The sequence below is a fragment of the Oleiphilus sp. HI0066 genome, assembly GCF_001635725.1.
In genome coordinates this window covers 1-537 of record NZ_LWFH01001854.1, presented here as the reverse complement: position 1 = coordinate 537, position 537 = coordinate 1, and the positions used below count along the sequence as shown (strand labels likewise).

Annotated in this window: 1 protein-coding gene; it reads right to left on the bottom strand. The window is 43.9% G+C overall.

The features are described from left to right. Positions 1-470: phosphate ABC transporter ATP-binding protein (locus tag A3738_RS28650; RefSeq protein WP_156504574.1), on the bottom strand; the 470-nt coding region annotated here is incomplete at its 3' end. Between the last annotated feature and the right edge of the window lie 67 nt (positions 471-537).

The following is a 537-nucleotide window of genomic DNA, read 5'->3' as shown; positions in this document are numbered from 1 at the left end:
ACAGTTTCGTCTAAAACACGCTTGCTGTTGATCCCTTGGATACGCAAGCCGTATGCGACGTTTTCGTAAATACTTTTCGGGAAAGGGTTTGGCTTCTGGAATACCATTCCCACACGACGGCGTAGATCTGCTACTTCGACTTCACGATCGTAGATGTCGCTACCTTCAAGAAGCACTTTACCTTGGATGTTTACGCCATCAACAAGGTCATTCATGCGGTTGAAGCAACGCAATAGCGTTGACTTACCGCAGCCTGAAGGGCCGATAAAAGCAGTTACACGATTCTGTGGAATCGTCATGTTGATGCCATGTAGCGCTTCTTTTTCACCATAACTTAGGCGTAGGTCTTCAACTTTAAGTGCGACCTTTTCATCTTCTAGACGAAGGTTATTGTCTGAGCGCTGAAGGCTACTGATGTCGATACCGTGTGTACGTTCGTTTGTGTTCTCTGTGTTTGAATCTTGTGTCATATCAAACTTCTCTAAAAATCTATCAATAAAATTTGGTTGTTTAGCTAATTGGGAGGCAGGAGCAAAA